Below are 23,744 nucleotides of genomic sequence, written 5' to 3' on the forward strand. Positions count from 1 at the left end.
AACTGTGACTGAAGCATAGGAGTTCCCTCCAATCGTTGCCTACTTTAAGTATAACAACAGTTAAAGGGAACATAGCCCCAACAAAAGGTAAGTAATCAGGAGTGGCAATGGTTGTTAAGTTAAACTTATCAACGGTATCGCCAAGAATCATTCTCGATTTAATTATTTCAATTTCTGTAGTTGCAGATGATTCGGCAGAAAAGAGTTCTCCCATGTCACCGACCATCGCCGAAATACCACCTGAACTTTTCTTTTCGATTTGTATTAACGAGTCGGCTTTGTAAATCGGAGTTGATAGCAACGCGACCGCGATACCTAATGTTGCAAAAAAGAGTGTAATACTGATGATAAACCATTTCGCGTCTATCAATATGCCGAAGAGCTTGCCTAGGTCGATCTCATCATCAGCAAGAGCAGATGGTTGTATTGTTTGGTTAGCCATTATTTTTTATTTCGCCAAGTGATCTGAATTTATATTTTTTTTGCCCATGCATGAGCAGCATTTTCAATCAGAGATAATGCATGCTCAAAGGCTTCTCTACTCTGTCTGTATGGATCTGGAATATCCACGGAACCTATCCAGTGACCAAATAACATTGCTTTACCTCTAGCCTCTGGTACCAGCTCCGTCAAAGCATCGATATGACCTTGTTCCATCACCAATATTAGGTCTTGTTTTGCGCACAACTTAGCGGTTAGCTGCTGCGCTTTGTGGTCTAGCAGGTAGATACCACGTTCTGACGCGACAAGTCTGGCGGTTTCATCTGCTGGCTTTCCGGTTAGGCGACTTTTTTCTACGGCAATACCCGCCGAAGAAATCTGTTTATCTGGGAGTAGTTGCTGTAGTAACCGCTCTCCTGTGGGAGAGCGACAAATATTACCTACACACACGACAAGAATGTTCGAAAACATGTTTTGCTCCTTATAGACAACGTTTGAATGACTTGTTTATGTTCAAACAAGCCCTTCAGAATGCTTTTTCTATGGCCAAGTCCTGACTCGAAGGACGCCTTCTGTAAGTTCATTGAAGCCTGAGATGGTAGGTACTAGTTGTGCAATAACGCGATTCCAACGACTGATAGGCGCCGCAGTGACATAAACGATGTCATACGGTTTCAGAGCAAATTCAGTACCAATAACGAGCGCTGCCGCATCGGAGACATCAAGTTGATATATGTCGCCCAGTGAACCTGCGTCTTGTGACCTCCTAATTACGAATACACCTGTCGCATCCGCTGATATCTGATTAATACCGCCAACGTTGCTCAAAGCTTCCGTAAGGCTCATGCCAGCGCGATCTATTTTCAGTAGTTTAGGATCGTTAACTTCACCCATAACGAAAACCTTTTGTGAATCATTTCTTGGCACATGGATGATATCACCTGGTTGAAGTAGCCTATTTTCAGTGAGGTCGCCTTCTTGCATCAGCGCATAAAGAGATATGTTTTCAACTATGCCGTTTCTTGTCAGTGTTACATTTTTCCAGTCGGCGTTTTCGGCTAATCCACCTGCACGGTTAATTGCATCTAACAAGGTGAGTGGGATGTTGGTGATTGGTTGTTGTCCAGGATTACTTACTTCACCAGTAATGTAGGATTTTTTCGAACGAAAAGCTGCTACGCTGACATCCACTTGAGGACTTTCTATGTACTTTGCTAATCGGCGAGAAATATCAGCACGAATTTGACGAACGTTTTTACCCGCAACTTCAACAATACCTATATATGGATAGAAGATAGTACCATCAGCATGTACCCAATTCCCCGCTTCAGCAGAGCTGCGATAAGAACCAGCAGGAATAGTTAGTTCTGGGTGATCCCAAATAGTAATGTTTAGTATATCTCCAGGGCCAACCTCATACTCATAAGCGCTAAGTTGGCGATCTAGTTCAGGGTTGGATTTGGCTTCTATCCCCAAACTTTTAAGTTGAGATACTTTATCAAGTGTAAGTGGAAAAACATTGAAATCAGAAGTGCGACTAACATTGCTGTCTTCGACGAAGTTTTTTCCATCTGTGGAAAGGTGACTACCGGGTACAGTACATCCAGAAAGAAGTACTGAGGAGAGCACTAAACTAGCTAGCTTTTTATGTTTGAAATTCATGTTTTTTCATTCATCTGACGTAAAGAGCGAGTTGCTGGTAGCAACATTCTTTTCCAGAAAAGACTTCACAACATAACCTTATAAGCACCACCTTCTTCTATTTATAAAGTGCTCAATAAGGGATTGATTGCATTTGGAGGCATGAACTCTAATGAATTTCAATGATTAGAGCAATAGACAATAATGCAGCAAGTGTCCAGATAAATATCGTATTTTTATGTTTTCACTTACAAGATTTCATATTTCGGATAAAAAACTTGTTCAATTAGCTCAAATTTTGTTTATTAGCTCTATATGTAGTGTTTTCTTTCTAAAATACAACCAAGAAAATCTACCGACTAATTATCTCGTTGTATTAAATAGGATTATCAAAAGTGTGACTCGGATCTCTTTTTTGTTTTGTTGTCTTTCGACATGGTCACTTCTTCGCTAGCCCCTTCCCATTCAAATACGGCAGGATGTGCGGACGTGATTCGCCAGCCAGTTTACTGGTGACTTCTTGCGACCAAGTACTCTGTTTTTGATTGCTCGAACGGTTTGCATAGTAGTTTTGCATAGTTTGGTCATACGTCTGAATATCATCCAAGTTTAGGTCTTGATACTGATTCTCATGCACCACGACATGCTTAGGTAGGCGAGGTTTTACTTCAGGGGCTTGATCTGGATGACCAAGACACATACCAAATAAAATGGCGGTATTTTTAGGTAAACCTAATAATTCGTCTACTTTTTGGGCATTGTTTCGTAAACCACCAATATACACACCTCCTAGTCCCATCGACTCCGCCGCAAGCAAGCAATTTTGTGCCATGATGCCCGAGTCTACAGCGCCTATTAGCGTTAACTCGGTAAAATCAGCTTGAACATCTGGGTTGATACTGGCGTGGCGTTGGTAATCAATGCAAAACACCAAAAACTCAGCCGCGCTTTCAACGTACCCTTGATTTCCGGCATATTGAGCTAATAGCGTACGTTTTTCTTTGTCGGTCACGCGAATAATTGAAACGACTTGCAACATGCTTGATGAGGACGCCGCAAGGCCGGCTTGAAGAATGGCATCTAATTGTTCGCTCTCAATCGGTTGTGAGGTGAATTTTCGAATTGAGCGGTGATTGAGAATTGTTTGAATCGTGCTGTTCATGGTGACTTAACATCCCCTGTTACGTTAAAGGCTGAAGACTCACCTTAGCGACATTTGATGAGTCGGTAAACTATCTCAAAAGAAAAACAATGCTTGGCGCATAAGTGTGAAGACGATTCGAGATTACACCACTCGTTCTGTTTGAGAGCGTATATACTGTTTTTAGAATCAATAATTTAAATGCAGTGGAATATATGAAAGAACTCATTGTTCATACAGTTACGGTGTTTATGGGCTTCTTTGCCATCATGAACCCTATCGCCAATATTCCCATCTTTTTGAGTTTAACTGCTGATGAAGATAAAGAAACCATCCGTTCCATTGCGCTCCGCTCGGTTTTTATTGCATTTATTATCATCGCGATATTTTCTATTGCCGGTAAGTTAATTTTTGATTTGTTTGGTATCACGCTTTATGCATTGCGAATAACAGGCGGTATTTTGGTGTTTTTGATAGGTTTTAACATGCTTCAAGGTGATTCGACGCATCAGAAAACCAAAGAGAAGGCGTATTCACCAGCTCAGCAACGGGCGGCATTGAGTATTGCAGTGTCTCCACTGGCGATGCCAATATTAGCTGGGCCTGGAACGATTGCTACCGCGATGAACTTTGCGACAGCGGGTGGTTTCGATCAAACCATTATTACTATCGTTTCTTTCGCTGTCCTCTGTGTGATCACCTATGTACTGTTTTTATTTGGAGACAAATTGGTCAAAGCGGTTGGACCAAGTGCTCTAAATGTTGTGACTAAAATGATGGGCTTAATTCTAGCGGTTATTGGTACTCAAATGTTCATTGATGGCGCGGGCGAAGCCTATAAAACGGTTTTCTCCTAGATTTCTCTTAGACCTTGCCACCTTGGTTAAGCCCGCAATTACATTTCTAACGGGTACGGATTTTTTGAACTTTAGTTTTCATTTTCTAAGAGAGAAATAAATAGACTTCACCTATTTCAATAATAAGAATATTCAATTGTTGTGATTGCACGAATTTCATTACTCTTTTGGCAAGGAGAATGGGGGAAATATGGCAACAAAAGCAATTGTAGTAGAAGGTGGCGCGATGCGAGGCGTCTTCGCAAGCGGAGTGTTAGATGCGTTTTTAGAGCAGAGTTATAAACCGTTTGATTTTGCAATCGGTGTATCTGCTGGTGCATCAAATTTGATTGGGTATTTGACCGACTACCCGCATCGCAGTATTAACGTCATTACTAAGCTGGCCACAAGCAAACGCTTTTTTGACCCGACTCGCTTCGTTAAAGGTGGAGACCTCATCGATGTGAAGTGGTTGTTTGAAGAATCTAATCGCTTGTATCCCGTCGATGAAAATAAACTGTTTAATGGCGTTCCTTTTCTCGCAGCGACAACAAATGTAGATACAGGGCAGGCAGATTACTATCGCGTGACACCTGATAATTTTCACCATGCGATTGAAGCGACAACAGCATTACCGATTGCCTACAAGCATACCCCTTGTTTTTCTGGTGGTTGTTATACCGATGGTGGGGTCGCGGACTCTATCCCAGTGCGTGAAGCTTATCGTCGAGGGGCTCGCGACATAACCGTAGTACTCTCTCACCCGCTGAATTATGCCAAAAAGCCAGTTAAGACCACATGGCTGATGAAGAAACTTTTTGCGGAGCACCCCAAAATGGCGGATGCGATGTTAAGACGTGCAGATAACTATAATCAATCATTAGAGTTTATTCGTAACCCTCCACCAGGAACACATGTTAGGGTAATTGCCCCACCAGATAATTTTCATGTTCAGCGCTTATCAATGCGACAATCCGTTTTACTAGAAGGGTATGAAATGGGACTGATTGAGGGGCGAGCGCATCTCACTAGTTTATCTGGTGTTCATGGTTTAGACCGGGAAAGCTGTCATTTTTGCGTTTGATTATAAAAGAGCCTCATCGTGAGGCTCTTTTTACTTAACGTTCAAAGGGTGATTTAGTTGACTTTATCCCAAGCCATCTCCCAGTGTGAACCTATTCCAGGCTCGTAATGATTTGCGCTTTCTTTCCACTGCATACAGTAACCAGAGTATGGGAAAGGTTTACATTGATAAATGCCCCCGTCGCTGGCAAGCACTTTTGTGCCCGCCGTGTAGCTAGATAGTCCTTCAGGGAAGACAAAATCGTACTCATCAGATGGTGGTGGAGTAACTGACTCTTCTTTTAAGTGAAAGTCGAGTGTTTGCTGATCCACCAAGTTGCCATCTTTATCCTTAATACGTGTTACGAGCATATGGTGACCCGGCTCCGATTTACTTAAAGCGAGCGATATCGCCTCTACCGAGCCGTCTTTCATTTCGTTTGCCCAACTTGCAAGTGGTTCGCGATGGTGATTGTAAACGGTGAGTTCTGCATTTAAATCGCCTTCAGCAGTTAGTGTCAGATCCAACGTTGTCGGTGTTGACTCAATGATATATTCGTCTGCTAAGCCATCTACTGTGAGTGAGTATTCTGGAACAGGAGTTTCAATGTTATAGCCGATCTCTACTCGCTCAAGGCCGCTATTTGCTTGCAGATACACCGGATTAGTACCATAAACAGGAGTGAATTTATCCTCTGCATACTGCCCGGCTTGCAGTTTTGCTTGTTCTTGGTTTAGCTTAGTCGCGAGTGCGTAAGACCAGTTTTTCGCTTGGCCCATTGCTGCATCGGTAATTTCTAGTTCAGTTCTATACGCTATGTTTTCACCTGCTTGATCAAATACGCGCGTATAAACCGAATCCCCAATATTTAAATCCATTGTAGGAATAATTTGACCGCCTTGCTTCCAATCTGGAATAACGGGACTGTCACCATCAAATTTCACATCGATCACGTTATAAAATGAGGCTGCAGTGTCGCCAACATCCCATACTGCCAGGATGACATGGTATCCCTCGCGAGTAGGCACATTACATTGATGGCTTACCTGTTTCGGGGGTTGAACCATATTGCCGTCGACGACACAGAAAGGAGTTAGATCAAAAGAGTCTCGTGATAGTGAAGCGTTTGGGTTCCAATCAGGCTTGGTGATGTAATATTTCCAGTCGCGCGTCACGTGGTTAGCGGTAAATGTCCATTCAAAAGTTTGTGTACCTGCTTGAATAGTGCGTTTTACCCAACGGTCGGCAGTTTGCTCATCAAGGGCAGCTGCTAAAGCGGTTTCGGCACTCGCTATTTTACCATCGCGAGGCCCTGTTTCGGGAAAGCCATCAGGGCCTTCAACGCTTTGCGGTTCATATTGAATCGCACCGCAGTTATTATTTTTTTCGTTAGTATCTGGCGTTGGATACTTACATAGTGCCGAGCGACTTGCAGCGACACCACCATTGGTTTCTGATACATAACCGTGAGCCGCAGCACCTGAGCTAATGCTTGCAAGTGCTAACGCGAGTACGGATTTGGTTGGAAATGATTTCATCACATGTCCTCTGTTATGGCTGACAAACTAGTGTCACACCCCGGCGCATGCTGAGCATAAAGCAACGCTACAGAAATTGGACTTCTGTAACACTGCGTCATGGTAACCCCGCTATCATGAGCATTCTTTTAGATTTTTAAATGCTGACAGACCGGAAGCTTTGCGTCCCACCCTTTCGAATGGTTTGCCGAAATGTGATTGAGCAGCCAAAATTTAGCTTAAGAATTTACATGTGGAAAAGTAAACGTCACTGACATGGAATCCTGTTCTCAAATTGAAAGATAACGATATCTTAACCTCGTCAATATTGTGCAGTGTTGTCTTGCAAGATATTGATTTTAATTTTGTCTTTATCTTTTTTTATAGTCATCGTGAATGAGTGGGGATTTGTTGGGGATAAGTGGAGAGGAATCGTGCTAAGGGTGGAAGAAGTTCTGTCTAAAGGGCGGAGTGTACCGCCCTTTGAATGGTGTTATTTCGGCATGATCACAGTATCAATCACGTGAATGACACCGTTTTTAGCTTTCACATCGGTTGCAATGACATTTGCATCGTTAACCATGACTTTATCGCCCATGGTTTTAATCATCACATCTTGCCCCTGAACCGTAGTCGCTTTGTCTAGCTTAACAACATCGGCAGCCATCACTTTCCCTGGGACGACGTGATAAGTCAAAACAGATACTAACTTGTCTTTGTTTTCCGGCATTAAGAGCATGTCGACTGTGCCGTCTGGCAGTTTTGCAAAAGCGTCATCCGTTGGTGCAAAAACAGTAAATGGGCCTTCCCCTTTGAGAGTGTCAACCAAGCCCGCTGCTTTTACCGCAGCAACAAGCGTATTGAAAGAGCCGTTTTCAGCGGCAACGTCGACAATATCGGCTTTCATCATGCCATGCTCATGAGCCTTGACGGGAAGCATAAAAGATAACGTCGCCATCAGTGTCGCCGCGATAACTAAGATACGTTTGAACATAATGTGTTCCTTACTAGTTGAGGGTACAACGGGTTCCCTGGAGTGTGTTTGCATTTGTACGCATTGTGATTGAGAGATGATCATCGCGTCCTACTTTCTTTTGAGGGTCTAACATGTCGCGCAAGAATTCGTCTGCCTTCTTGTTTCACATCGGCTCGTTTCCGCCACGTCCATAAGCGCTCTCTTGCTGCCTTAGCTGCGTTGTCTGGTGTGATAATAGGTGCAAGGTAACGGCTATCTGGCTGCAACTGATACATGACAGCTTCCATCTGGGTCATTGTCCAAGGCTCGAATAAAAGAGGGGGAGGAACCATTTGCAATTCAGGTACCCACTTGTAGATGAACGTGCCGTCAGGAGCATGTTCTTGGGCTTGCTTGATCGGATTATAAATACGGATTGTGTTAGTCCCGGTTACTCCTGCTTGCATTTGGAATTGTGGGTAATGAATTCCGGGCTCAAAGTCGAGAAACAGTTGCGCTAAATGCGTTACACCTACTCGCCAATTCATGTTCATGTGGTGAGTAAGAAAGCTAACCAGCATGGCACGCATGCGAAAGTTAATGTAACCAGTGTGGTGCAAACAGCGCATGCAGGCATCAATCAAAGGTACGCCAGTATGCCCGGATTTCCATGCTGCTAACTTTTCTTCATCGAAAGTACTACTTTGTTTAATCAATGGTTCGTAAGCCCGATTAACGCAGTAAAACTCCATGTCGTATTCCGATTCGAATTTTTGGATGAAGTGACAGTGCCAATGAAGCCGTGAAGACAATGCAATTAAGCTGCGACGAAACCCAGCCACTTGCCAGTGTTTCAAAAGGTATTGATAAACTTCACGCAAGGATATGTTACCCCAAGCGAGGTATGGAGAAAGGCGAGTACAGGCTGTACGTGAGGCAGTGGGACTAGAAATGCTTCGATAGTAATCACGACCTCGACGATGAAAAAAGTCCTCTAGTGTTTTCCAAGCGAGCCGGCTTCCTCCCGTTTGCATTCCTTTGCATTTTGATAGCCAGGATGATGGTGGCGAAAACGAACAGCCGAGAGTTTCTGCATCCAATGAATGCAATAAGTCGGTTTGGAGCTCAATAGGGCTTATTGAGGCTCTCATGACAGAGTCCCAATGTTTGTCCCAACCTTGCCGGTTTTTTGCACCTCTGATAACAGCACCGTGTTCGAACTCAAACCAGTCGATGTTCTGCTCATACAGCCAAGCGGCAACTTGTTTGTCGCGCTCAAAGGTGCAGTTGAGTCCTATTTCTTGGTGAGAAAAAACAGCGTTGATTTGATATTGCGCTTGAATTGATTGGAAACATGCTAAGGCATCGTCATACAGCACCGTGATTCGATGCCCATACGCTTTGAGCGTCTCATCCATGTCTTGCAGTGATTGCCAAACAAATCGCCAGTGGCGCTCAGAATAGTGTGGGTTGTTCAATAGCAATGGTTCAACAATATACAAAAGCACAGTTGGGTGCTTTGTTGATAATGCTTGAGTTAGTGGTTGATGGTCAGTCAGCCTTAAATCTCGTTTTAACCACACGACATTGATTGTTTGCATCGGAATCCTCTTTGTTTCCGATGTTGTACGCAAGTAAACCGAAGAAATCTCATCCAATGATCGGTTTTATTCCACAAAACGTAGAGGTAACTTTTAGGGAGGTGACACATGGCAATACCATTGAGTAAGTTACAAAAATACTTCTATGTAGACAAATTGGTCATTCATTCGCTTGATCTCGCATTGTACCAGGCATCTGTCGTGATTGATGGAGAAGCGCAATTTATCACTGATGACAACGGTATCTTTTTGAGGGCTCATTCCCTGATCGAGATGCAAAAGAAGTGCAGGAATATCAAGGCAAATAAGCAGGTTTTAGTGCATCAAAGTGCTTATGATGAAATGGTGGGGCTACCCGAAGGCAAAAGAGACAATAAACTAGAGGTATTGGTGAGGGATACAAAATTGTATTGAAAGAGTATTGGTGCGTAGTAAAAGCGAGCCACCTTACGGCAGCTCGCTAAATATAAGGAGAGTTGGGCTTAGTCTTGTTTACGCTGCGCTTCTTTTTGCGCGTACTTAGCGGCACGTCGGGCTTCTCTTTGCTTGGCACTTTCACCACCAACATGCTGCTCGCCTCGCTGCTCTGCAAGAACAATTTGTTTTTCACGCTCGCGGAATCGAGCAATTTGTTCTTCTGAGTGTGTGCCGTGACATTTTGGACAGCTCACGCCTTGCTCGAACAATTCTGACTGTTTGTCTTCTTCAGTGATCGGTAGACGACAAGCGTTACATAAATCGTAATCTGCTTTTTCTAGCTGGTGGTTCACTGCAACACGCCCGTCAAATACGTAACAATCGCCTTCCCACATGCTCTCTTCTTGAGGAACTTCTTCAAGATATTTAAGAATGCCGCCTTCTAAGTGGTAGACCTCATCAAAGCCCTGCTCTTTCATGTAAGCCGTTGATTTTTCGCAGCGGATACCACCGGTACAGAACATCGCAACTTTCTTGTGTTTTGCCGGGTCCATGTTTTCTTTTACATAGTCTGGGAATTCACGAAAGGTTTCAGTATTTGGGTTTACAGCGCCTTTGAATGTCCCGATCTCGATTTCGTAATCATTACGTGTATCGACAACAAACACTTCAGGATCAGCAATAAGATCGTTCCACTCTTGAGGTTTCACGTAAGTACCCACTACGTGGCGAGGGTCTATACCTTCAACACCTAATGTTACGATCTCTTTTTTCAATTTCACTTTGGTGCGATTGAATGGCTGGGTCTCAGAATACGACTCTTTGTATACGGTGCCAGTCAAACGAGGTTCGTTGTTTAGCCACTCCAGTAGCGTATCAATACCTGCACGATCAGATGCAACAGTACCGTTGATACCTTCACTTGCCAGTAGTAATGTTCCGCGAATATGGTGTTTTTCCATCAACGCAAGTAATGGCTCGCGTAGCTCTTGATAGTTATTCAGCTCAACAAACTTGTACAGCGCACAAACTACATACTGACTCATGAGGTTTCCTTTAAAAATACAGGTGGTCAACGACCTTAAAATTTTAGCGGCACGAAGTATACCTGACTAAACTAGTCGGAAATACGGACAAATTATACGGATATTATGAGTAGGCGGGGCCTGGCGGTCTTTGATAGGAGGAGCATGTCCGCAGGTGAAGCCGCTATGTGTTCAAATTATAAGCATTAATTATAGTGGGTTAGGTAGGTTGGAGCCGATACTTTTGGTTTAGATTTATGCTGTTATTCTGTTTTAGGCCCTTCAAAAAAGTTAGGCGCAAGAAGCACCAAATAATCACCGGAGTCATTGACAAGGAAAGGACATGTCGCAGTTTTATACATGAGGTGGTGAGGGATAAAGGTTTAGGGACAAAGAGTGAATGACTGATCGCCATTGTTCATAAACCGCTATAAAACGCCTTTTCACCACATACTGAAAAGGCGTTTTTCTAACGTCTGCCGTGCTTATTTCAACGTAGCTGCGGTCTGTTTACCCATGGCTATGAGCCTATCGAGAATACGTTCACCGTCGGCACGTAAACCGTTGTGCTCGTACTCATTGGTGATCCACGCTTTTGAATTTGGTATTAACGCGAGCGTCTCTCGACTGATATCCATTTCAACAAACATATCATCGGCGTAAACGGCGCAACTGACAGGCACTTTGTTTTGAGCCAGCTGTGTTTGATCGTACAGCGCAGCCCAATCTTCTTTCGCGGCTAATATTTCTGCGGCGTCTTTTAGTGGCTTGAGGTTAACGTATTGGTCGAACATCCATGGGAAGACCATTTCCCCCGTAAAGTAAAATGGCTTGCCAGATTCATAATTAAACTCTGATCGGGTTTGGCGAACGCGGTGCGCACTCCAATTCGACGCGAAGCTTTGACAGTAAATCGATTCATGCAAAATGGCGTAGATCGGGTTGGTTTGGAAGTTTTGCTGCGCCAACATATCGTTTAAGAACTCATAACGAAGTTGTGGTTTGCCGTTCACTTCAATCAACGCGCTTTCTAGCCAATAGTAAGTTGGTAAGAAAGTATCACTCACACCAAAGTTGATGCCGATTTGTTGAAATTGTTCCACCGTGAAGCGTTGACCATTTGGTAGGTACTCTTCATTTTCTAGCAAGTGATTCGCAATGTTTTGGCAAAGTTGCTGTGCATTGGGAAATTGTTGGAAGAACGCTTGGTTTTTCTCCATGGTGCGTTTGAAAGTGGCTTCATACACATCGTCGGCATGACGCGAGACTGATGGCACGCCACCTGTGATGTAGCTTTGTAGCAAGCTGTCTGGGAACAAAGACAAATAGGTGAGGGAGCAAAAACCACCAAAGCTTTGACCTAAGATCGCCCATTTTTCGACGCCAAATTGCTCACGAATGTATTCCGCATCACGAACAATGTTGTCTGCGCGGAAGTGGCTTAAGTAGTCTGCTTGTTGCTGCGGTGTGAAATGAGCCAGAGTCTGATGATTAATCACCGAACTATTGCCCGTACCGCGCTGGTCGAGGAGCAAAACTCGGTACTCTTGCAGCGCGCGTTTTACCCAGCCGTTATTGCCGTTTTGACGCGGAGAGGGAAAGCCAGGTCCGCCCTGAAAGTAAACCAACCAAGGTTTGGTCGATTCTTCATCGCCAACTAGGCAAACCGCACGGGCGAAGACTTCAATGGTGCCTTTGCTCGCGTCTTGGTAATCCAGAGGAACGGTAAAACTGTGGGGAGTGTAATGCAATCCTGCGTCGATAAATGATTGAGCGTTCATTGTTATCTTTATTTCCTTATTGAGGGGTAGCGCTACTTTACTGCGAATGGCATGAAGAACCAATGCTATTTCCCAATCGCCTCTTCAGTTCTATACCTTGGTCAAATCAATGTAAGTTCAAGAAAATGAAACGATTAGCGACTGGTGCAACTGGTTGAGTGAGCTATGCTCAATAGAGTTGCGACAAAGTAAGAGCATGGAGGAAGTCGGATGAAAGTGTCACTGGCTCGATGGACAATTGTGACTTGTTTAATAAGCGTACCTACTTTTGCCGTTGTTACGCCCAACCCACCTCAGTTACAGGCAAAAGGTTACGTATTAATGGACTTTCAATCCGGTGCCATTATTGCCGAGCATAACGGGCGAGCAGGCCTTGCTCCGGCGAGTTTAACCAAGTTGATGACCGCTTATGTCGTTGGACAAGAAATCAAAGCGGGGCGTTTGAAATGGGATGATGTTGTCACCGTGAGCGAAAACGCGTGGTCGGCCAAGTTTCCCGGTTCTTCTAAAATGTTCATCAAACCGAAAGATGAAATTAGTGTTGCGAACTTAATGCGCGGCGTGATCATCCAATCAGGAAATGATGCGTGTGTTGCACTGGCTGAGCATGTTGCAGGCAGTGAACGCGGCTTTGTCGCCTTGATGAATGGTTGGGCGGAGAAATTAGGACTGCAAGACACCTATTTTGTGAACTCCCATGGTCTTGATAGTGATGGCATCCAAACCTCACCAACCGATATGGCAAAACTCATGCAGTCGATCATCAGCGATGTTCCTGATGTGTATGCGCTATACAGTGAGAAAGTCTTCAAGTGGAACGACATTACACAGTACAACCGCAATAAATTGCTGTGGGACAATTCCATTGATGTCGACGGGGGCAAAACCGGCTACACCAGCAATGCGGGATACAGCTTGGTGAGTTCGGCCAAAGAAGGAAGAATGCGCCTTATCTCGGTGGTGATGGGCACGCCAAGTAAACAGGCTCGGATCAGCCAATCGAAGAATCTACTCAGCTATGGTTTTCGTTTTTATGACACCAAGCAAGTTGCTAAGCAAGGCCAAGTTGAGTCTAAAGTTCGCGTTTGGAAGGGAAATACCAATCAAGTTGAGGCGATCTTTGCTAAAGATGCCTATCTCACTCTGCCTCGTTCAATGACGGCTGGGCTTGATAAGAGTGTGGTGTTAAATGAACCGTTGATTGCGCCGATCGCGCAAGGAGATGAGATTGGTAAGGTCGTTTGGAAAAGTGATGACAGTACCGTGGCGAGTTATCCCTTGGTCAGCAGCCAAGCGGTAGAAGAGGGCTCGTGGTTCGCTCAGCTTTGGGACAGTCTGGTGCTGTGGGTGAAATCGTTCTTTAACTAGAATAAAAACGAGCAGAAGTGTCTTTCTGCATTTTTTTGTTGATGGCCGCCCTGCTATAACGCTGGGCGGTGTCTTATTTAACGGTTTATTCCGACAAGGTGATGATTGGTAAATCGTCCCAAATCTTACTTTCATCCGATGCGCCACCGGAGAAGTTCCAAGGGCCTTTGTCTTGCTCTAGCGGACGGTAAGTTGCCGAAAGGCCGTCTAAGTCCCAAGTCGTGACATAGAAGCGGATACCATCGAGCGAATCTGGGCGGCCTAGTGCATCGCTAGCAAAGTCCATTGAAATGGTGTTGTTGGCTTTGTCTACTGTCACTGTTGGTGCTGGCGTTACGGCTTCTCCCCATGTCGTCGCATTTGCTCCTTTGGTGTTGTAAATCGAGCTTTGCCAGCCAAAAACAACCGCATTGCGACTCCAGGTTCCGCTTGGCATAGAAGCGTTGATCTTCGGTAGCTCAGACAAGTTGGTTGCCGTTTCTTCCGGTAAATCCATAAAGATGGTGAAACCCACGTGGTCGAAGCCGTTTGGTGGTAACCAAGTGTCGGTGATTTTGTCCATAGTGAAGGTCAAACGTACGTTACTGCCAACGGTAAATACCTCAGCTTTGTTGATTGCGAGTTGGCTATTGTTTTTATCGAATGTTGGATCCGTTGGTAGCGAATAGTTACCGTTAGGACCGCCCATGCCATCTTGCGCATCACCCGCGTCATCAATAGTGTCGTCTGGCGTGTTTGACCAGCTTAAGTCCGACACAAAGTTAACATCTTCAATGCCAGCTTTTTTCTCAGTAGAATAAATCGCGAAGCGGTGTTGTTGTTCGCCAATTGCAAAGTGACGAGTCGACAGCGTGACACTAAACTGACCATCAGCGCCTGCAGTAATGGCTTGCGCTGTTTCTAAGTTACCATCGACGACAAGGTTCAACTTCTCGTTGGCGTTCGCACTACCCGCGATAACAATATCACCAGTGATGGTTTTTCCTTCCCAACCCTGCGCCAGTTGGATGTTGAGGTCTGGGGTATCTACCGATTGGGTATCGTTAGTTTTTGAGTAAATCACGGCAGATTTGGCTGGTAGCTCAAGGGTTACGTGACCGTTTTCATCTGCGATTAACTGCTCTGGAGCGTCTACCCAGTTCGACATGATTTGTTGTTTGAAGACGGTGCCACCAACTTGTTCTACATCGAGTTGGTTCATCAACATCGGCGAGTTGGATGTATTCATCACAACCAAGACTTCGTCGTTATCCAACGTTCGAGTAAAGGCGAACACGCCCGCGCCCGCTTTATCGCTGCCAATCACTTTCATTTCGCCGCGTGTCATGACTTTGTTTTCAGTGCGTAGCTTGGCAAGTTCTTGAATAAACAAGTACATCTCACTGTTTTGGTCGAATGAGTCTACGTAGTTGCCATCTTCACGATACCCTCCGGCGAACATCGCATCACGCGCCGCTGACATCGCTTGCTCTGTACCTTGGTAAATCACAGGGATGCCCGGCACTGCCATCATTGTGATCAGAGCTTGCTTCATATCGTTGACACTGCCTTGCGATAGAAAACGTGGCATATCGTGGTTATCAATGAAGTTCGGCATGATGTATGGATTTGGGAACATCTCCATCATTTTCTCAAGACGGAAGCGTAAGTAATCGGTCGGTTGCCCTGCTGCAAATACGCGCGTCATGGTCGCTTGCAATGGGAAGTTCAGTACCGAGGTTAACTGCTCCGGCGAGCCGCTTTCGCCGATGTAAGTCAGCATCTTCTCTTCGCCTTCTGTGTTGTAAGGCGTAGATGTTTCGAAGACTTCACCAAAGGTCAGGAAGTTATCGCGACCAGTATCAACCGCTTGAGTCATCACACCATCGTCGGCGTGCAGGAAGTCGTTCCAGAAATCGTGCTCAACAAACTTCACCGTATCGATACGGAATCCGTCGACGCCGACTTCGCGAATCCATTTTCGGTAGCTCTCTTTTAGATAAGCGCGTACTTCAGGATCGGACGTATTAAGGTCATCCAAATCAGAGAGCTGCCAGGTTTTTTCTTGTACCGGATCGTTGTGGTCGGTGATGCTTGGCGTCCAGTGGTAGCTGCCTGTGCCATCTTCTTTACACTCATTCTTGTTGAGCGGGTAAGGCAGTTCTTGCCCTGCTGGCAGCGCATTTTCAATCAAACGGAAACCTTGGCAAGGTAGGCTAGGGTCGTAATAGTATGGGTCATCGTAAGTGAAGAAGTTACCTACGTGGTTGGTCACGATGTCTTGAATCAAGAACATATTACGAGCGTGCACTTCTCGCGCTAACGCTTGGTAGCTTTCCATGTCACCAAAGTGCTCATCCACTTTTTGGAAATCACGCGCCCAGTAGCCATGGTAGCCGCCGTAGTTTTGCTCGGCATCCCACCATTGGTTTGCCACTGGCGGTGTAATCCAGATAGAGGTAGCGCCTAGGTCTTCGATGTAGCCCAGTTTGTCACTGACACCAACCAGGTCTCCACCACTGAATTTCTTGTCTGAGGTAGGATCGTATTCATTCTGACCTTGATCGTTAAGCGTGTTGTCGCCGTCGTTAAAACGGTCGATCATCAAGAAGTAAATGATCTGGTCTTGCCAATCAGGAGATGCCACGTGGCTTCCTGTATCGGTTGGCGTAGTTTCATCGCTACCACAGCCAGAAAGAGCTAGGGCGATCGCTATAGGGAGTATTTTTATTTTATTCATAGGGTTAGGTAAGGTTTCAAACACGGTTTTTGTCTCCGTTGTGCAGCAATGCGGAAACGATAAATCAAAGGTTTGAAATTGAGAGTGTCATTTCACGCCAAAAAAGACGTGAAATGATGTCACGAAGAGACGATTTTGATCTGACCGACAGTTTTAATTGAGCGGTTGCACAATAGGATATTGTATCGGGTAATGCTCTTTCGCGAGCTCGTTGCCGGATTCATCATAAAGGCGGAAACGGCACTGCTTTGTAGTTTGAGTGAGCGATAATTGCAGCACCCAACAAGCATAATGTAGCGAGTGTTTGGTTAAGCGCATTGCGTGAGGTGTGGGGTCATCATCGGCGTAACAGTCAATCCTCGCAACGTTTTCAAGTCGGCATGCCAGTTCGATAAAGAGCGTATATTGCGCCCCAATGTTAATAAGTTGCCGAGTCGGGACAATATATTCCGTTGCGCCAATTAAAAGCCCCTTAGAAACTACATAATCACGCTGGTGGTTATTCTCAATGTAACGCTCCCCATCGACTTCGTAACACAGGCGAAAGGTAAGGGGATGCGCCACCGGAAGTTCGGTCGTTGCCCAGAGTTCGGTGCCATGACTTAAAAAACGCTCGAAGAAGGCGGGGTAGCGCCGCCATGCGCCATCACGGTCACGGCATTCTACCGAGACCACTTTTTCAAACGCAATATTGTCCACTTCCATCCAGATTTTGCCGACAGGTTGGTCGATGTGGTTATCGTCGAAGGTATTGGCTTTGGCGTAGTACAAGCGGATCGGTTGCTGATTTAGCTGAGTTCGGTTATCCAAACATTGTTGGCGATACTGCATGGGTGAAAACGGATACCAACGACGAAAAGTGCGGTGAAAGTTCGATGGTTCTTCGTAACCAAGTTGATAGGCGATTTGCTGCGTTGTGAGTTGGGTGTCGGCAAGCAAAGTGAGTGCTTGCTTTCTTTTCGCGAAATCAACGCATTGAGAGTAGCTCATTTGCTTCTCTTGCAGTCGACGTTGCAAGGTGCGTTTGGAGACGCCCAGTTGCCTTGCCGCTTGCTCTAACTTGAGCGCGTAATTGCTGTTTTTGATGAACAAGGCGTTCAAAACACTCAGTAATTCTGGTTGCTCAATTGGCTGGTGAGAAAGCAGCAAATAAACATGTTTCACCAGGTCAAACACGCTTGAACTCGTTTTAGAATCTCGCGTTTCCCTTAGAAAAATATCGGCCGCGAGTGGATTGCTGGCTTGAATTTGTACCTGTATTGATTCGCTTAGCTCAAGCATTTCCAATTGCATTTTGAGCAAGCCAAACACCGACTCCGCCCAATTTGGCATATCGGCCGTTCTGCATTCGACTTGCAGATGGATTTGGGCATCACCATGTTGCAATGTGACGTACAAACGGCGGTCGAATAATGAAACACTTTTACTCCACCAAAGCAGCCCTTCTTGGAGGTTAGGCGCTTCTTTCAACATCATGCATTGCAAGGCAACCAACTTCTCAATGTGCCAATATTCGCCGGCAATTCGAAGGTGATTGTGACCGAGCTTTTTGCACAGAAAGGATGTAATAACGTTATCTTGAGGCAGCATGAGTTGAGTTTGGTTGCGAGCAAACATGCATTATTGCTAAAAAGATGAAGAAGTTCAGTGAGAACGCTCAAAGCCTTTCTTATCGTTTTATTTTCAAATTTATTTTGAAAATGTTTTTAATCGAAATCGGTTTTTCCCTTTATCTCATGAGGTTATGCTGTTACACAGCTTAAGTTCATTAATTGGAGAACCTCATGGATATCGTACAAGCTGCAAAATCTCGTTACTCAACGAAAGTGTTTGACCCAACGCGCAAGCTACCTCAAGAAAAAATCGACGCAGTTAAAGAGCTGATTCGTTTTAGTCCATCGAGTGTGAACTCTCAACCTTGGCATTTCATTCTGGCAAGCACAGAAGAAGGCAAACAGCGCATCGCTAAAGCGGCGCAAGAGAACTACGCGTTTAACGCGGCGAAGATTCTCAATGCTTCTCACGTATTGGTGTTTTGTGCAAAAACAGGCATCGATAACGACTACATTGAAGCGCTAATGGTGCAAGAAGAAAAAGATGGTCGATTCCCAACTGAAGAAGCGAAAGCGGCTGTGCGCGGTGGTCGTAGCTACTTTGTGAACATGCACCGTTTTGATCTGAAAGATGCGAACCATTGGATGGAGAAACAAGTTTACCTCAACGTGGGTACGTTGCTGCTGGGAGCTTCGACGCTAGAAATTGATGCAGTGCCAATTGAAGGGTTTGATCCCAAAGTGCTGGATGAAGAATTTGGCTTGCGTGAAAAAGGTTACACCAGCGTTGTGATCGTGCCGCTGGGCTACCACGCGGAAGATGACTTCAACGCGAAAACGCCAAAGTCTCGCTGGGACACAGAAACCGTATTCACCGAGATCTAATTCGAGCTTACTTACAGGTGACGTAGAACCCTGTAATCAATATATAAATCGCAAAAGAGTGATAAAACGATGATCCACTTAGTTGCAGAAGTGAAAGCCTACCCAGACAGCAAGGATCAGGTGGTGAATTTGCTTGCTGGTTTACTAGAGCCAACTCGTCAAGAAGAAGGCTGTTGCCAATACGAGTTGTATCTTGACGAGAAAGTTGAAGGCCTATTTATGTTCCAAGAAATCTGGGCGTCGCAAGAGGCCTTGGATAAGCATTTGCAAAGCCCGCATATGGCGACGTTTCTTGAAACATTGGAAGAGAATGATTGGGTTGAATATACCCAGATTCGTCCTCTTCGATTTATCGCCTAATGACAGAAGGTTGCCAGCACGTTGGCGCGTTGCTGGCAGCATTTTTGTTGGATAAAGTCGCGGAAAGTCCGAATCGTTGGCGTCAATAATCGACGATCGGCACATACCATGTAGAGCGGCACTGGGCCGCAATCCCATTCTGGTAACACTCGCACCAATCTTCCCTCGATTAAGTCTCGGCTAATGTCCATCAATGATTTATTCGCAATGCCTTTGCCTTTGATCGCTAACCGGTGTGGCAAGTCACTATCGTTGCTCAACAAGTTACCGCTGACCACGATTTGTTCTTTCTCGCTGCCACGAGTGAGCGTCCATTTGTTGTAGACCGAATCCGCAACCATGTAGCACAAGCAGTTGTGTTGCGTTAAATCGGCAGGAGAGGCGAGTTCTGGATGTGTAGCTACGTACTCTGGCGATGCACATAATATCCGTTCGTTTGACCCACACAATGCCAATACGACCAGATTGGAGTCGGCCGGTTCGCCGTAGCGAATCGCAATATCGACAGGCTTTGTGTACATATCCGTCAAGCTATCGGACAGCTCTAGTTTGATGGAAACATTTGGGTAGAGATCGATGAACTCATCCACCCAATCGAGCAACATATTGCGACCAAAATCGGAGGGTGCAGTAATGTGCAGCTGACCAGACAACTCCCCGCGCGCACTTGAGATCTGATCCAACCCCTCTTGCAATGTTGCCAACGCTTGCGTGGTTTTGTCTAAAAACAGTTCGCCCTCTGAGGTTAAACGCAGGCTTCGGGTGGAACGCACAAACAACGGGAAACCGATTTGCCCTTCAAGACGCTTAATCGATGCGCTAATGGCGGCAGGTGTCATGTCCATACTGTTAGCGGCTTTTGAAAAGCTGCCTTGGCGCGCGGTTTCGACAAAAATATTGAGGTCGTTGAGGGCTTTCATAATGAAAAGGGCTTTTAAGAAGTTTGGGCTACTATAGGGGAGAGTCGTAGGCCAATTCAAGGTTAAAACATTAGGTTGCACGGCGAGTTTGAGTTAGATTAGCGCGCAACTTCACTTTACCGGATCAATAGCATGAGCCAACAGCAGCCGAATAACCCACTTCACGGGTTGAGTTTAGAGAAAATCGTCACCCGACTAGTTGAACACTTTGGTTGGAATGGCATGTATGAGCGCGTTCGTGTGAACTGTTTCAAGAAAGATCCGTCGATCAAATCTTCTCTGAAGTTTTTGCGTAAAACGCAATGGGCAAGAGACAAAGTCGAAGCGCTGTACATCGAGACATTCTGCTAACCGCTCTATAGTCTGCAGCAAGCGGCAAGTAGATTCTTAGTCTCGCTATGGCTCGCTAGAATGACTCTAGTTTTCTTATTGCGTAAGTTGGAATGGTACCTCAGCATCATTCCCGATAGCGATGAAGAAGCGCTGTCGGGAACCTCGCCTTTAATCTCTCGTTTATTGCTACTCCAAATGATGCGTACTACCCACGGTTCCTTCCAAGTCTAAAATCGACTGGCGAACGTGATCTGGAATCGCAGCTTTAACGTTGTTCTTAAAATCAAACATCACACCAGTGGCGGTCGCGATGGTCGCAATTTTACCCCACTTCTTACTCAGCACTTGGTACTCCATCGTGATGCGATCTTCTTGCATGTCGATTACGCGAGAACCGACTAATAGCGTGTCTGGGTAAGTAACAGGCAATTTGTAGCGGCATTGAGTCTCGCTCAGTACTGGTCCAATTTGCGAGGTCTGCAGGTCGACCAGCAGGTTAATTTTGTTGAAGTAATCTAAACGTGCGGTCTCGAAGTAGCGAAAATAGACCACGTTATTAACGTGTTGCAGAGCATCCATTTCACCCCATGCGACTTTTATCTCTGTGATAACGGGAAAGTCCTTTAACAGTGTGTCCATTTTTATTGCTCCTTTTTCATCTGCTTTGCCACAAATTGCGACGCGACTTATCACTTTGAGCATTTATTCTAGATGTAATCATTTAATATGTAATAAAATTGTTTTTAAAATGTGAAATGAAATAGTGGTTTGATTATGTAAACTAGAAACTTTACATAATTGAGTTGAAGGCGTAAGTTTAACTAAGAGTAACCAGATAGGAGGTGTCTCATGATTGAACTCAAAGGTTTCAACCTCGCAAGAGTTGAGAAACGCATCGATTGGACAGGTGAGCTGTTCAGTTTGAGAATATCTGGCGCGCCTCTTTCCTTTAAAGCTGGCCAATTCACCAAGCTTGCTTTGCTTGATGATGAAGGTCAGCCGATCAGCCGCGCTTACTCTGTGGTTAATGCGCCAAGCGAGCAATTCGATTGGTTGGAGTTTCTAATAGTAGCCGACCCTCAAGGACAACTTTCTCCACGGCTCCAAAAGCTTAAATCTGGTGATAGCATTTATGTCGGTGCCACCGCACATGGCGATTTAATCCATGATTCTATTCCTAAACAGGCTCATGACCTGTGGCTGCTATCTACAGGTACGGGGATTGGACCGTTTTTATCGCTGCTGGATGATATAAACTTACCGCCTCACAATGAGCGCATTGTTCTGGTTCATGCCGTTCGTTTCGAAAAAGATCTGGTTTATAAATACCTAATTGAACAGCTTCAGCAACGATATGAAGGCAGATTAAAGTATATACCGATAGTCAGCAGGGAAGTGGTTGATGGTAAATTACAAGGCCGAATTCCTGAACTCATCGAATCGGGTTTACTGTCCAACGCCGCTGATGCGCCATTCTCAGCTCAGCGTAGCTTTGTCATGATGTGTGGGAATCCACAAATGATCAAAGATACCGTGCCCGTTTTACAAGAGCTAGGCTTGGAAAAGTATCGCCATCAAACTGGGGGAAATATCATTTACGAACGTTACTGGTAGCGTTTTGTTAAATTGATACGGTTATGCTCAAGATGTAATGATTACTTTTGAGATACGACCGCGATTTAGTATGTTCTTAGTTGAATATTATGTTGGCAATACCTAAACTGCGCTCACCATTGCGCGTCTGTACACTCAGTCATTCTCGCTTAACCAATTACATTGAGGTGACTGAAGTCCATGTATGCTTTTATCGCGAGCAAGCAACAGAGAATCATTGCTGGTTTTATCGACCTGCTCTTTACGATGGTGGTCGTGTTAATAATTGCATTGAGTATTAACTCTTTTCTTAACGACTTTCAGCTCTCTTTAGCAGATAACCTCACGCTTGTTCGTGAAACTCAGGCGTTTTACTTGCTTTCTTTACCAACGGTTTTAATGATCAACTGGAATGCATTGAGTCATGGGCAAACCATTGGTATGCGCATGATTGGTATTAAAGTTGTAATGAAAAATGATAGTAAGGCAACGAAAGTTACAGCAGGGTTAAGGCTTGTTATTAGCTACTTGCTGGAGATGCTCATTCCGGGGATCCCGTTGGTAAATTTGGCATTGTTGTTCTTTCATCCGGAGCGACGATTGTTGCATGACTTGATCGCCAATACTAAAGTTGTCCAAGCTTCCTAATTTTTGATCAAAAAAGCCACGTGAAGTGGCTTTTTTAATATCGATAAAGTTAACCAGATTTACTGTTGATTAACATATTTCTTAAAGCGAGCTTTGGTTTCTGCGTCTGCTTTTTGGTACCAGAAGTGCAGCATCTCTTCAGCTGTCGAATCCGCTTTAACCGCAGTTGCTCTCACTTGCTTCATATCCGCAGGAACCTTTGCAGGAAGCGTGACTGGCTGCATGGTTGCTGCGCCAGCAAAAGCCACGGCTGCTGCACCGCCAGCTTGGTTATAATCTTCGATTTCACGTACGTAATCACGACCGATTTGCATACCCGGTTTGAGCAACTTGTCTTGGTCAACCGCGATTGCGTTGCCAGAATCATCAACCAGTTTCCAATCTAAGTCTTTGATCTTCTCTTCCGCATCACGTAGGTTGCGGTATTCTGGCATTTGTAGAGTGAGTTCGGCATTGGTCGCGTCAAATCGTGTAACGATAACATCGCTTTCAACACTTAAACGGTCATTACCTTGGTTGAAGTAAGGGGCGAAACGAAATACGACTTGGTTAAGGCCATCAGGTAACGTCAGTGTTCTTTCAGAGGCGAAAAAACCACCCGAAAGATCTGCTTTTTCACCGTTAGCCGCTAATACTGAAACGTTGTCAGGAACACTCACGGTTACATCTGCGAATGCCATGCCACTCATTGCGAGAGCAAGCGCACAAGTTAAAGGCTTGATCAATTTCATTGTTTTTATCCTAAGCAAATTAGTGGTCATCGAGAGTGCATCGTTCATTGCCCGATTGCAACTCCCAAGTGTAATAAGTATGAAAATTTAACAAGAACGTCATTTTTATCGCATTTATTACGACGAAACTGTGATCCAAATAGAATCAAACCGCTGAAATGCAGCGGTTTGATATCATAAGTTATGGATTAAATTTCTTTCTAACTTATTGATTTA

At 45.0% G+C, this 23,744-nt stretch carries 23 protein-coding genes and 1 riboswitch; of the genes, 9 read left to right on the plus strand and 14 right to left on the minus strand.

Annotation, left to right across the window (positions count from 1 at the left end; translation table 11 throughout):
• The 4 genes from R8O11_RS07850 to nfsA all read right to left on the minus strand — a co-directional run.
• On the minus strand, positions 1-442 hold a 442-nt coding region (locus tag R8O11_RS07850), incomplete at its 3' end, for a Wzz/FepE/Etk N-terminal domain-containing protein (RefSeq protein ID WP_318194063.1).
• A 29-nt stretch (positions 443-471) separates the two neighbouring features.
• Positions 472-912 (minus strand): low molecular weight protein-tyrosine-phosphatase, encoded by a 441-nt coding sequence (locus R8O11_RS07855; protein ID WP_064376871.1) that lies wholly within the window; start codon positions 910-912, stop codon positions 472-474.
• Positions 913-981: 69 nt separating this feature from the next.
• A complete protein-coding gene (locus R8O11_RS07860) occupies positions 982-2,103 on the minus strand; it encodes a polysaccharide export protein (RefSeq protein WP_033906671.1) in 1,122 nt (373 codons plus the stop codon).
• 418 nt (positions 2,104-2,521) lie between these two features.
• Positions 2,522-3,244 carry an oxygen-insensitive NADPH nitroreductase gene (gene nfsA / locus R8O11_RS07865; protein ID WP_033906672.1) on the minus strand — a complete coding sequence of 241 codons (723 nt, stop codon included), beginning with the start codon at positions 3,242-3,244 and terminating at the stop codon, positions 2,522-2,524.
• Positions 3,245-3,438: 194 nt separating this feature from the next.
• On the opposite strand from nfsA, the gene R8O11_RS07870 reads away from it, so the two are divergent.
• Complete coding sequence (locus R8O11_RS07870) at positions 3,439-4,080, plus strand: MarC family protein (protein ID WP_005374889.1); 642 nt, start codon at positions 3,439-3,441, stop codon at positions 4,078-4,080.
• A 190-nt stretch (positions 4,081-4,270) separates the two neighbouring features.
• Positions 4,271-5,143, plus strand: a complete 873-nt coding sequence (locus R8O11_RS07875) for a patatin family protein (RefSeq protein ID WP_033906673.1) — start codon at positions 4,271-4,273, stop codon at positions 5,141-5,143.
• A 53-nt stretch (positions 5,144-5,196) separates the two neighbouring features.
• On the opposite strand, the gene gbpA is transcribed toward R8O11_RS07875, so the two are convergent.
• From gbpA to R8O11_RS07890, 3 genes are all read right to left on the minus strand, one after another.
• Positions 5,197-6,660 (minus strand): N-acetylglucosamine-binding protein GbpA, encoded by a 1,464-nt coding sequence (gbpA, locus tag R8O11_RS07880; RefSeq protein WP_033906674.1) that lies wholly within the window; start codon positions 6,658-6,660, stop codon positions 5,197-5,199.
• Between the two features lie 98 nt (positions 6,661-6,758).
• Positions 6,759-6,859, minus strand: a riboswitch (cyclic di-GMP riboswitch).
• 273 nt (positions 6,860-7,132) lie between these two features.
• Positions 7,133-7,633 carry a fasciclin domain-containing protein gene (locus R8O11_RS07885; RefSeq protein WP_005384595.1) on the minus strand — a complete coding sequence of 167 codons (501 nt, stop codon included), beginning with the start codon at positions 7,631-7,633 and terminating at the stop codon, positions 7,133-7,135.
• An 80-nt stretch (positions 7,634-7,713) separates the two neighbouring features.
• The gene (locus R8O11_RS07890; protein WP_318194064.1) at positions 7,714-9,195 is read right to left on the minus strand and encodes a deoxyribodipyrimidine photo-lyase; all 1,482 of its coding nucleotides are present in this window, start codon (positions 9,193-9,195) and stop codon (positions 7,714-7,716) included.
• Positions 9,196-9,303: 108 nt separating this feature from the next.
• On the opposite strand from R8O11_RS07890, the gene R8O11_RS07895 reads away from it, so the two are divergent.
• A complete protein-coding gene (locus tag R8O11_RS07895) occupies positions 9,304-9,609 on the plus strand; it encodes a DUF6482 family protein (RefSeq protein WP_033906677.1) in 306 nt (101 codons plus the stop codon).
• A gap of 68 nt (positions 9,610-9,677) precedes the next feature.
• Here R8O11_RS07895 and R8O11_RS07900 read toward each other — a convergent pair whose 3' ends face one another.
• Positions 9,678-10,658 carry a rhodanese-related sulfurtransferase gene (locus R8O11_RS07900; protein ID WP_017634441.1) on the minus strand — a complete coding sequence of 327 codons (981 nt, stop codon included), beginning with the start codon at positions 10,656-10,658 and terminating at the stop codon, positions 9,678-9,680.
• Between the two features lie 464 nt (positions 10,659-11,122).
• Positions 11,123-12,418 carry an alpha/beta fold hydrolase gene (locus tag R8O11_RS07905; protein ID WP_033906678.1) on the minus strand — a complete coding sequence of 432 codons (1,296 nt, stop codon included), beginning with the start codon at positions 12,416-12,418 and terminating at the stop codon, positions 11,123-11,125.
• Positions 12,419-12,628: 210 nt separating this feature from the next.
• On the opposite strand from R8O11_RS07905, the gene R8O11_RS07910 reads away from it, so the two are divergent.
• A complete protein-coding gene (locus R8O11_RS07910; RefSeq protein WP_024701007.1) occupies positions 12,629-13,786 on the plus strand; it encodes a D-alanyl-D-alanine carboxypeptidase family protein in 1,158 nt (385 codons plus the stop codon).
• 85 nt (positions 13,787-13,871) lie between these two features.
• Here the strand turns inward: R8O11_RS07910 and R8O11_RS07915 are convergent, their stop codons facing one another.
• Both R8O11_RS07915 and R8O11_RS07920 read right to left on the minus strand, forming a co-directional pair.
• Positions 13,872-16,529 (minus strand): alpha-amylase family glycosyl hydrolase, encoded by a 2,658-nt coding sequence (locus R8O11_RS07915; protein ID WP_318194065.1) that lies wholly within the window; start codon positions 16,527-16,529, stop codon positions 13,872-13,874.
• A 129-nt stretch (positions 16,530-16,658) separates the two neighbouring features.
• Complete coding sequence (locus R8O11_RS07920) at positions 16,659-18,122, minus strand: helix-turn-helix domain-containing protein (protein WP_172677726.1); 1,464 nt, start codon at positions 18,120-18,122, stop codon at positions 16,659-16,661.
• A gap of 167 nt (positions 18,123-18,289) precedes the next feature.
• Between R8O11_RS07920 and R8O11_RS07925 the strand changes: the two genes are divergently transcribed.
• Together R8O11_RS07925 and R8O11_RS07930 are read left to right on the plus strand one after the other, a co-directional pair.
• On the plus strand, positions 18,290-18,943 hold the full coding sequence (locus tag R8O11_RS07925; protein ID WP_031411911.1) for an oxygen-insensitive NAD(P)H-dependent nitroreductase NfsB: 654 nt from the start codon (positions 18,290-18,292) through the stop codon (positions 18,941-18,943).
• Between the two features lie 69 nt (positions 18,944-19,012).
• On the plus strand, positions 19,013-19,303 hold the full coding sequence (locus R8O11_RS07930) for a putative quinol monooxygenase (protein ID WP_005480132.1): 291 nt from the start codon (positions 19,013-19,015) through the stop codon (positions 19,301-19,303).
• Here R8O11_RS07930 and R8O11_RS07935 read toward each other — a convergent pair.
• A complete protein-coding gene (locus tag R8O11_RS07935; RefSeq protein ID WP_005374928.1) occupies positions 19,300-20,223 on the minus strand; it encodes a LysR family transcriptional regulator in 924 nt (307 codons plus the stop codon). The genes R8O11_RS07930 and R8O11_RS07935 overlap by 4 nt on opposite strands.
• Positions 20,224-20,355: 132 nt before the next feature.
• Here R8O11_RS07935 and R8O11_RS07940 point away from each other — a divergent pair, with 132 nt between their 5' ends.
• Positions 20,356-20,574: a VF530 family DNA-binding protein gene (locus R8O11_RS07940; RefSeq protein WP_005374929.1), complete on the plus strand. Its 219-nt coding sequence runs from the start codon at positions 20,356-20,358 to the stop codon at positions 20,572-20,574.
• A gap of 168 nt (positions 20,575-20,742) precedes the next feature.
• On the opposite strand, the gene R8O11_RS07945 is transcribed toward R8O11_RS07940, so the two are convergent.
• Positions 20,743-21,195 carry an acyl-CoA thioesterase gene (locus R8O11_RS07945; RefSeq protein WP_005374933.1) on the minus strand — a complete coding sequence of 151 codons (453 nt, stop codon included), beginning with the start codon at positions 21,193-21,195 and terminating at the stop codon, positions 20,743-20,745.
• A gap of 210 nt (positions 21,196-21,405) precedes the next feature.
• On the opposite strand from R8O11_RS07945, the gene R8O11_RS07950 reads away from it, so the two are divergent.
• Both R8O11_RS07950 and R8O11_RS07955 read left to right on the plus strand, forming a co-directional pair.
• Positions 21,406-22,170: a ferredoxin--NADP reductase gene (locus tag R8O11_RS07950; protein ID WP_318194066.1), complete on the plus strand. Its 765-nt coding sequence runs from the start codon at positions 21,406-21,408 to the stop codon at positions 22,168-22,170.
• A 180-nt stretch (positions 22,171-22,350) separates the two neighbouring features.
• Entirely contained in the window at positions 22,351-22,797 is a 447-nt protein-coding gene (locus tag R8O11_RS07955; RefSeq protein WP_047102393.1) for an RDD family protein, read from the plus strand.
• Between the two features lie 59 nt (positions 22,798-22,856).
• On the opposite strand, the gene R8O11_RS07960 is transcribed toward R8O11_RS07955, so the two are convergent.
• A complete protein-coding gene (locus R8O11_RS07960) occupies positions 22,857-23,528 on the minus strand; it encodes a DUF2057 domain-containing protein (protein WP_017634411.1) in 672 nt (223 codons plus the stop codon).
• Positions 23,529-23,744: the final 216 nt, after the last annotated feature.

Source organism: Vibrio sp. 1288, from assembly GCF_033344475.1.